The organism is Symbiobacterium sp., assembly GCF_040797425.1.
Lineage (GTDB): Bacteria > Bacillota > Sulfobacillia > Symbiobacteriales > Symbiobacteriaceae > Symbiobacterium.
In genome coordinates, this window is record NZ_JBFNEH010000082.1 from 1 (window position 1) to 9,075 (window position 9,075).

The 9,075-nt window shown below is 67.2% G+C and carries 7 protein-coding genes; all 7 read left to right on the forward strand.

The features are described 5' to 3' along the window. The first annotated feature begins 308 nt into the window (after window positions 1–308). The 7 genes from cas1e to cas6e are packed head-to-tail and all read left to right on the forward strand — an operon-like array spanning window position 309 to window position 8,965. Complete coding sequence (gene cas1e, locus AB2385_RS16020; RefSeq protein ID WP_367656017.1) at window positions 309–1,235, forward strand: type I-E CRISPR-associated endonuclease Cas1e; 927 nt, start codon at window positions 309–311, stop codon at window positions 1,233–1,235. 6 nt (window positions 1,236–1,241) lie between these two features. Beyond that, window positions 1,242–4,310, forward strand: coding sequence for a CRISPR-associated helicase Cas3' (gene cas3, locus AB2385_RS16025; RefSeq protein ID WP_367656018.1), 3,069 nt, complete (start codon window positions 1,242–1,244; stop codon window positions 4,308–4,310). Further along, window positions 4,307–5,923, forward strand: a complete 1,617-nt coding sequence (gene casA / locus AB2385_RS16030) for a type I-E CRISPR-associated protein Cse1/CasA (RefSeq protein WP_367656019.1) — start codon at window positions 4,307–4,309, stop codon at window positions 5,921–5,923. The genes cas3 and casA overlap by 4 nt, the downstream gene beginning before the upstream one ends. Continuing rightward, window positions 5,901–6,449: a type I-E CRISPR-associated protein Cse2/CasB gene (gene casB / locus AB2385_RS16035; protein WP_367656020.1), complete on the forward strand. Its 549-nt coding sequence runs from the start codon at window positions 5,901–5,903 to the stop codon at window positions 6,447–6,449. The genes casA and casB overlap by 23 nt, the downstream gene beginning before the upstream one ends. 12 nt (window positions 6,450–6,461) lie before the next feature. Further along, window positions 6,462–7,574, forward strand: coding sequence for a type I-E CRISPR-associated protein Cas7/Cse4/CasC (gene cas7e / locus AB2385_RS16040; protein WP_367656023.1), 1,113 nt, complete (start codon window positions 6,462–6,464; stop codon window positions 7,572–7,574). A gap of 11 nt (window positions 7,575–7,585) precedes the next feature. Next, the gene (gene cas5e, locus AB2385_RS16045) at window positions 7,586–8,281 is read left to right on the forward strand and encodes a type I-E CRISPR-associated protein Cas5/CasD (RefSeq protein WP_367656021.1); all 696 of its coding nucleotides are present in this window, start codon (window positions 7,586–7,588) and stop codon (window positions 8,279–8,281) included. Window positions 8,282–8,293: 12 nt separating this feature from the next. Continuing rightward, on the forward strand, window positions 8,294–8,965 hold the full coding sequence (gene cas6e / locus AB2385_RS16050; RefSeq protein WP_367656022.1) for a type I-E CRISPR-associated protein Cas6/Cse3/CasE: 672 nt from the start codon (window positions 8,294–8,296) through the stop codon (window positions 8,963–8,965). The last annotated feature ends 110 nt before the right edge of the window (window positions 8,966–9,075 follow it).

Sequence of the window (9,075 nt, forward strand, 5' to 3'; positions counted from 1 at the left end):
AAGAGACCGCGTGACATCACAACATAAACGTGTCCACGAAATCGGGGCAACTCCAACATAGGTGAATGCCGTTATAATGGGTATTGCGTTGTCCCCACGCGCGTGGGGGGTGAACCGAGCACATTGGGTGCCATGCACACAGGGTCAACCAGGACCGCTTGCAGGTAGCCGGGCTGGTACCTGCTCCTCCGCACGCGTCACCGACTGTACTATGAGAAAATCGCGCGAAAAGCCTTTTGCACATTGACAACACGGTGTCACACTCGTCGCCTACACTTATTACCGCCAACGGCTGGGAGGTGAAAGGCATGCAGAACCTCCGCATCCTCCCCAAGGTCAGGGACAGTTGGAGCTACTTGTACGTGGAGCATGCCCGCATCGACCAGGAGGACAAGGGGATCTGCCTCCACGATGAGAAGGGCCGCGTGCACGTACCGTGCGCATCCCTTAGCCTCCTCATGCTGGGTCCGGGTACCACGGTGACCCATGCCGCGATCCGTACCCTGGCCGAGTGCGGTTGTCTCGTCGCCTGGTGCGGCGAGCAGGGCGTGCGCTTCTACGCACAAGGAATGGGCGAGACGCGCAGCTCGGCCAGGATTCTCCGGCAAGCGCGGTTGTGGGCTGACGACAAGGAGCGGCTGCGGATTGTCCGCCGCATGTACGAAATGCGCTTCGGTGAGCCCCTGCCCTCCGACCTCACCCTGAGGCAGATTCGCGGCAAGGAGGGAGCCCGGGTACGGGCCGCGTACGCCCAGAACGCAGAGCGCTTCGGCGTGGAGTGGAGCAGCCGCCGGTACGATCGACTGAACTGGGACACCGCAGACCCCATCAACCGGGCCCTATCGGCCGCCAACAGCTGCTTGTACGGTGTCTGCCACGCGGCGATCGTGGCCGCCGGCTACTCTCCTGCCATCGGTTTCATCCATACCGGAAAGATGCTTTCGTTTGTGTATGACGTCGCCGACTTATACAAGACAGAACTCACCTTGCCAGCGGCGTTCATCGAGGTGGCCAAGGGCGGTCCCCGGCTCGAGTCCCGCGTGCGCCACCGGTGTCGTGACCTGTTTGCAGAGCACAACCTGCTCGGGCGAATCGTGGACGACTTGGACAGCCTGTTCGGCACCCCTGTGGACCAGGCCGTTGCCGATCGCTTCGACGAGGACGAGGCAGCCCCGGGCGAACTCTGGGACCCCACCGGGAACGTGAGCGGCGGACAGAATTACGAGGGGGAGTGAGCGCCCTTGGTCGTCCTCATCGTGGAATCGGCCTCCCCGAGTCTTCGGGGCGAACTCTCCAAGTGGATGCTCGAGCCCAGGGCCGGGGTCTTCGTGGGCAACGTCTCTGCTACCGTGCGGGACCTGCTCTATGAGAAGGCCTGCCGGGAAGTGGAGTCGGGCGGTGTCACCTTGATCTACAACACCAATAACGAGCAGGGTTACGCAGTCCGCTCGTACGGCGACACGAGCCGGCAGGTGGAGGAATGGGAAGGGCTCTTCCTCGTCCGCCGCCCGAATCCCGTTGAGCCAGGAGCGGGCCGGGCCGGCGAGCAGCCGCCGGCTCCCCGTGACTGGGCCGACATGTTGCACCCGGCCATCTGGGCCAAGACCGCGACGCCGGGCCGGTGGGGAATCACCCTGCGTCCGGATGAGCCCTCGTGGCACCCCCTCATCTGCCACATGATCGACGTGGCCATGGTGGCGTGGCGCCTCTGGCAGTACCTACTTCCCCCGGTGGTCAAGGAGCAGATGCAGGCCAGCCTCGGGCTCGCAGATCCAGAGCATGCGGGCCGCTGGATCGCCTTTTTCGCGGGACTGCACGACCTGGGCAAGGCCAGTCCGGCTTTTGCCTTCAAGTGGCCCGGTGCGGCGGAACGACTCGTGGCGGAGGGGTTTAGGCCTCCAGGCGAGCGGCAGTCGTTTCCCCACGGCTTCATCACGGCGCACCGCATGCGCGAGGTGTTGAGCCGCTTCGGCGTTCCCCGGAGCAGTGCGGTCGCTATCGGCCGGGCCGTTGGAGGGCACCACGGGCTATTCCCCGATCCCCAATCGATGGAGCGCGCGGTCGATTACGCCGGCGGCAAGCGCTGGCGGGATGCCCAGGACGACTTGGCGGCGGTGCTGGCGCACGTGCTCATGGTGGATGCGTTGCCGCCCCCCACCGGCGATCTGCTCCAGGACGGTGCGTTCCTCATCCGCCTGGCCGGGCTCACCAGCGTGGCCGACTGGATCGGTTCCCATCATGACTACTTCCCCTTCGCCGGCGACGGGGTGCGCCTGTCCGCATACCCGCGCCGGGCGCGCTGGCAGGCGATGAAGGCGCTGATCGACCTGGGCTGGTTCCACCGGCCGGAGCGGGTGGAGCCCAGGCCCTTCCACGAGCTGTTCTCCTTCCTGCCCAACCGGCTCCAGTCCCAGGTACAGGAAGTGGCGGAACGGCTGGAAGGTCCGTCGCTGGTGCTGCTGGAGTATCCCATGGGCGGCGGCAAGACCGAGGCGGCGCTCTACCTCGCCAATACGCTACAGGCCACGGCCGGGCAGCAGGGATTCTACGTGGCCCTGCCCACGATGGCGACCAGCAACCAGATGTTCACGCGCGTCTCGCAGTACCTCTCCAATCGCTTTCCTGACCAGCCCATCAACCTGCAACTGCTCCACGGCCGGGCCGACCTCAACCCCAGTTTCGCCCGCCTGCTGCACCGGGGACGGGGACTGCCGGATGCCCCGGTGATCGGAAGCGGTGAGGACGGCGAGGCGAACCTGCTGGCGGCGGAATGGTTCACGCACAAGAAGCAGGCGCTGTTGGCCCCCTTTGGCATCGGCACCATCGACCAGGCGCTGCTCGCCGCCCTCGATACCAAGCACTACTTTGTCCGCCTGTTCGGGCTGGCCGGCAAGGTGGTGGTCCTGGACGAGGTGCACGCGTACGACACCTACATGCAGTCCCTCCTGGGCAAGTTGCTGACCTGGCTGGCGGCCTGCGGCTCCTCCGTCATCCTGCTGTCTGCCACCCTGCCCGCCAGTACCCGCAACCACCTGCTGGCGGCCTTCCGCAAGGGCCTCGGCCAGTCCCCTCAGGCCGAGTTGTCAGTGGCCCCCTATCCGCGCATCACCTGGGTGTCGGGCAGCGACGCGGGGTCCAGGCAGATTGAGGGCGCCCCGAGCCGTACCGTTGTGCTGCGCCAGTTCGACGCCGCAGGACAGGACTGGATGGCAGCCCTGCGGGATCGGCTCGCAGCCGGTGGCTGTGCTGCCGTACTGTGCAACACGGTGGGCCATGCACAGGAGACGTTCCTGGCACTGCAGTCCTACTTTGCGCCGGAAGAGCTCATGCTCTTCCACGCCCGTTACCCCTTCGACGACCGCATGGCCCTGGAGCAGGCGGTCCTGGAGCGCTTCGGCAAGCGCGGCGACGGCCGCCCGCACCGGATGGTCTGCGTGGCCACCCAGGTCATCGAGCAGAGCCTGGACATCGACTTCGACCTGATGGTCTCCGAACTGGCGCCGGTCGACCTGATCCTGCAGCGGAGCGGGCGGATCTGGCGCCACCTGCGGCCCGACCGTCCCGCCCACCTTGAGCGGCCCGAACTCTGGCTCCTGCTTCCGCCCACCTCCGAAGGAGGGGTTCCCCAGTGGGATCGGGCGACCACCCGCGTCTACGAGGAGCATCTGCTGCTGCGGTCTTACCTCGTCCTGCGGGATCTGCCGGCCCTCAGCATTCCCGAAGGCGTGGAGGAGTTGATCGAGGCGGTCTACCAACCCGCCCCGCCCCCTGCCGATCTCGGGCCAGCGCTTGCCGACTGCTGGATACGAACGGCCGAGCGCCTGTTCCAGGGGGATCTGAAGAAGCGGCGCCAGGCGGCCATCCGCGAGATCCCCGACCTGGATGAGCAGATCATCGACTACACTCCGGCCGGACTGGAAGAGGACGCCGAGGAAGTCCACGAGGCGCACCAGGCGATGACACGGCTGGGTGGTCCGTCCGTGGAAGTCGTCTGCCTGTATGAGCGGGATGGACAGGCTTACCTCACGCTGGACTCGACGGAACCGTTCGATCTCACGCGCAAGCCGGATCCGGAGGGAGTGATGGCGCTCCTGGGGCGGTCGCTCCGCCTGAGCTTCAATCCGGCCCTGGTGAAGCAGATCCTCGCGCTGCCCGTCCCGCCTGAGTGGGAGGTCACGCCTCACCTGCGCCGGCACCGGCTCCTGCGCTTCGCACCCGACGGCACCTGCCTGACGGCGGACCTGCCGCTGGAATTGCACCCCGTGCTGGGGCTCCGCCAGCGGAATGCGGAAACGGAGGTGGAAGTGTGACTGGATTCTCGCTCTGGACGGAGGACTGGATTCCCGTCCAGACGCTGGAAGGCGACCGGCTGAAGGTAAGCCTTCCCGAAGCGCTGACCCGGGCGCACACGCTGCTCGGCATCAGCGACCCCTCGCCGCTGATCACCGTCGCCCTTCACCGGCTCCTGCTGGCCGTCATCCTGCGCACGCACCGTCTGCGAGACGCCGGGGACTGGGAGCGGCTGTGGCGAGTCGGGCGCTTCGACGCCGACGCGGTGGCGGCCTACGGTGAGGGGCGGGAGGAACAGTTCGACCTGCTCCACCCCACCAGGCCCTTCTATCAGGTTCCGTTCATGCACGGGGAGAAGGTGCACCCTGTGGCGGCACTGGCCCTGGAGGCCGCCTCCGGCAACAACCCTGCGCTCTTTGACCACGGCCGGGTTGAGGGCGACACCGTGCTGCCCCTGGACCGGGCGGCCTGCTACCTCCTGGCCCACCAGGCCTTCGCCGTCGGCGGCGGGGTCAGCAAGCCTTTCAACCGGATGGACGCGCCGCTCACCAAGGGGTTCGTGGTGGAGGTGGTGGGGCGCAATCTGTTCGAGACCCTCGCCCTGAACGTCATGACGAGGCAGTACTGGGACCGGCTTACCCCGGAGGTCGGCGACGACCGCCCCTTCTGGGAGGAGGAAAACCCGCCGGAGCCGGTCAAGGAGGGCACCGTGGTGCGGGGGCCGCTCCACTACCTGACCTGGCAGAGCCGCCAGATCCACCTGGTGGTGGATGCCGAGCGGCGTGTGGTGACCGGCTGCCAGATCGCCCAGCGCTACTGCCTGCCGAAGGACGGCAGCCCGATGGATCCCGGGAAGTGCTACTACGCGTCGGAAGACAAGAAGGAAGCGGGATGGCTGCCCCGCCGCCTTCAGCGGGACCGGGCCGCCTGGCAGTTCACCCACGTTCTGCTGCAGTCGGCTGCCGGTGGGAAGGACCGTACGATGGTCCTATCCTGGCTCGCAGCCCTGCGGCAGCGCGAGCAGGAACTGGGGACGATCGAGTTGCCCCGGGCCGTCTCCCTGGCCGTGACCGGTCTTACCACCGATCCGAAGCTGGCGGCCAAGATCGAACTCTGGCGGCGGGAGGAGATCGGCCTGCCGCTTGCGATCCTGGACGACCCCGCACTGGTGCGGCGGGTGGGGCTCTTGATGGCGGACGCGGGATGGGTCGAGGCCCTGCTGCGGCGGGCCACCGAGGCGCTGGTCTGGGCGTTGAGCGACCGACAGCACCTGCGGGAGGCCGTGGCCTACCTGCATACCGGCCAGACAGGGCAGGCGAAGATGCCTCCACACGTCGCACCGGTGGCGCGCGGCGAGGGCGTCACGCTCCGCTACTGGGCAGCGATGGAAGCGCCCTTCAGGAGGGTGCTGTTCCAACTGCCGGAGCGGGAGTTTGCCGAGGTGCGGTCGGACTGGCACGAACGCCTGCGCCAGAATGCGAAGGCCGCGTTCGAGGCGACGCTGACCGCACAGCGGGGAGCAGGGGCGCCCTGGGAGGTCCTCAGTGTGATTCACGACGGCTTCAGCCGCCGCATTGCTCGCATTCCGACCAACCGAGAGGGGGAGAGCGATGACGACAGCGACAGCGAGTAGCGGCCTGGTGGAATGGCTGCAGGGTCTGGTCGAGCGGAAGGATCGCGCACGGCTGGCCGCCCTGCGGCGGGGGCTGCTTCTGGAGCCCGGCCAGTTCTACGAACTCTACCGGGTAGTGCCGCCACAGTTCCTGGAGGGTGTGAGCCCGGCAGAGGTGCAGCGCCGCCTGATGGTGGCCATCCTGTTTGCGACCCACCAGGGGTCGTTTGCGGCGGGCGGCGGCGAGAAGCGGCACCACAACCTGGGCGAGTCGCTGCGGCTCCTGGCCATCAAGCGTGCGGGCGGCAGCCTCGGTCCTGACCAGGAGCTGCCGGAGCCCCTCAAGCGGCGGCTGGACGCGCTCCTGGCGGCTCCCTCGGAAGAGCTGTTCTACCACCTGCGTCAGGTTATCCGGCTGCTCAAGTCGGAGGAGATCCCGGTGGACTGGGAGCAGCTCCTGTGGGACCTCCGGAACTGGGATCGGGAAGACCGGCGTGTGCAGTGGCAGTGGAGTCGCTCCTTCTACGTGGGCGAACGTGAGGCATAGGCGGTAGGCGCGCTGTTTGTAGAGGTCCATGTGATTCAGAACTATGCCCTCTCCAACCTGAACCGGGATGATACCGGGGCTCCCAAGACCTGCGAGTTCGGCGGCGTGAGGCGCGCACGCATCTCCAGCCAGTGCCTCAAGCGGGCGGTCCGGACGTACTTCCGCGAGGAGGCTGTTGTTCCCTCGAACCAACTGAGCCGCCGGACCCGGCTGCTCAGGGAGGCGCTGATCGCCCGGCTCACCGCTCGGAACGTGCCGGCCGAGGAAGCGGCGAATCTGGCCACGGCTGCGATCGAACAGCTCGGCCTCAGACTCGATAAGGACAAGACCCAGTACCTGCTGTTCCTCGGCGAGCAGGAGATGGACCACCTGGCGGCCCTGGCCCTGGAGCACCGGGAGGCGCTGCTGGGTGGGAAGAAGGGCGACAAGGCCCTGCAGGCGCAGTTCCTCGCAGCCCTGGACGGAGGGGATGCGGTGGATCTCGCCCTCTTCGGCCGCATGATCGCGGACAAGCCCGAGAAGAACGTGGACGCGGCCGTCCAGATGGCGCACGCCTTCTCCACCCACGCCGTGTCGACCGAGTTCGACTTCTACAGTGCGGTGGACGACCTGCAGCGTCAGGAGTCAGACGAAGGCGCTGGCGCCGGTATGCTGGGCACCACGCTCTACAACAGCGCCTGCTACTATCGGTACGCCAACGTGGACTTCAACCAGCTGTGCACTAACCTGGGCGACAACGAGGCGCACGCCGCAGACGCCGTCCGGGCCTTCCTCCAGGGCATGATTCATGCCGTTCCCACCGGCAAGCAGACGGGCAGCGCCGCACAGAATCCGCCGGCCCTCATCATGGTTACCGTTCGCAAGAAGGGTCTCTGGTCGCTGGCCAACGCCTTTGTGAAGCCCGTGAGGGCCACGGCGAACGAGGACGTGATCCTCCTGTCGGCCGAGGCGATGGTCCGGCACTTTGGCGATCTGGCCCGGTTGTACGGCACCGACCCGTTCCTGTATGCGGGTGTAGCGACCTACCTTCCCCTGGAGAACCTGCCTGAGCCGGTGGTGGCCGAGGGTTCGGTGGGAGCGCTGATTGAATCCGCCATGGGGGCGCTGGCGTCGGAGCGCCGGTAGGGGGGATGCTGATGCATACCTTGCTGTTGCGCCTGGAGGGTCCGATGCAGTCGTGGGGAACGTCCAGCCGTTTTACCCAGCGGGATACGGGTATGGAGCCCTCCAAGTCGGGCGTGATCGGCCTGGTGTGCGCCGCGCTCGGCAAGCCGCGGGACGAGGCGCGGACGGCCGAGGGTCCGTGGCCGCCCCTGGCGGTGCTGGCCGGTCTGCAGATGGGCGTGCGCACCGACCGGGCCGGGACGGTGGGGGTTGACTTCCAGACGGCCGGTGGCGGGAAGTTCGCTGGTGAGAAGTACGGCGTTGCGCACGTCCACGGCGGCCTGTTCGGATCGGTGATGAGCCACCGGTTTTTCCTCCAGGATGCTTCGTTCCTGGTGGGGCTCTCCAGTCCTGACCGGGCGCTGCTGGAACGGCTGCACGACGCACTGGCACACCCCGTCTGGCAGCTTTACCTCGGGCGGAAGGGTTACGTTCCCAGTGTGCCGCCGTACCTCCCGGACGGGCTCGTGGACCAGGATCTGCGCAGTGCGCTGCTCAGCTACCCGCTGGCCGAACGGGCGGCTTCGGATATCCGCCTGATCCTGGAGACCAGGGACCCGGTAGGCGCAGAGCCCCGGATGGACCAGCCGCTGGACTTCTCCCGGCGTCTCTTCGGCAGGCGGTACGTGCGTGTGGAGCCGTACGCAGCAGTTGCGGCAGGACGATAGGAGGTGGCGCGCGTGTTCCTCTCGTTGTTGCGGCTGAACCCGGCGTCGGCTGATGTGCAGCGGGACTTGCGTGATCCGCACGCACTGCACCGCACCATCATGCGGGCGTTCCCTCCGGTCATCGACCCTGAGCAGGAGGCCCGGGCGTACTGGGGCGTGCTGCATCGCCTGGAGTTTGAGCGGCGCACGGGACGGATCTTGCTCTATGTGCAGAGCCGCGTCGCCCCCGACTGGAGCTTCCTGCCCGCCGGCTACCTGGCCGACGACGGCTGGGCGAACCCGGCCGTGAAGTCGGTGGACCGCGCCTATAACAGCATTTCGACCGGACGGGTGTTGCGCTTCCGGCTGCGGGCGAACCCGACCCGCAAGATCGACACGAAGTCGGGGCCGAACGGGGAGAAGCGCAACGGTCGGCGCGTGCCGCTGTCGGGGCCGGAAGCGCAACTGGCGTGGCTGGCGAGGAAGGCCACAGAGCACGGGTTCGAGCTGCTGCAGGCTACGGTAGCAGCGTCGGGAGCCAGCGAACTCGTCCGCAGCTACAGCACCGGGCGGACCTTCCAGGGGGTGCTTTTCGAAGGGCGCCTGGTGGTGCGGGACCCGGACCGGTTCCGGGAGGCGTTGGAACGCGGGATCGGGCCGGGGAAGGCGTATGGATACGGGCTGCTTTCGGTGGGGCCGGATTAGTGGTTGCTGAAGTGATACTAAAACCCCTCTGCGCCTGGGGCGACCCAGGCGCAGTGCGGGTTTCGTTAGTGTCGTGCCCACGCGCGTGGGGGTGAACCGATGTACGAGAC

Coding starts and splice junctions, on each gene's coding strand:
- cas1e (WP_367656017.1), top strand. CDS start 309: ATGCAGAACCTCCGCATCCTCCCCAAGGTCAGGGACAGTTGGAGCTAC.
- casB (WP_367656020.1), top strand. CDS start 5,901: ATGACGACAGCGACAGCGAGTAGCGGCCTGGTGGAATGGCTGCAGGGT.
- cas5e (WP_367656021.1), top strand. CDS start 7,586: ATGCATACCTTGCTGTTGCGCCTGGAGGGTCCGATGCAGTCGTGGGGA.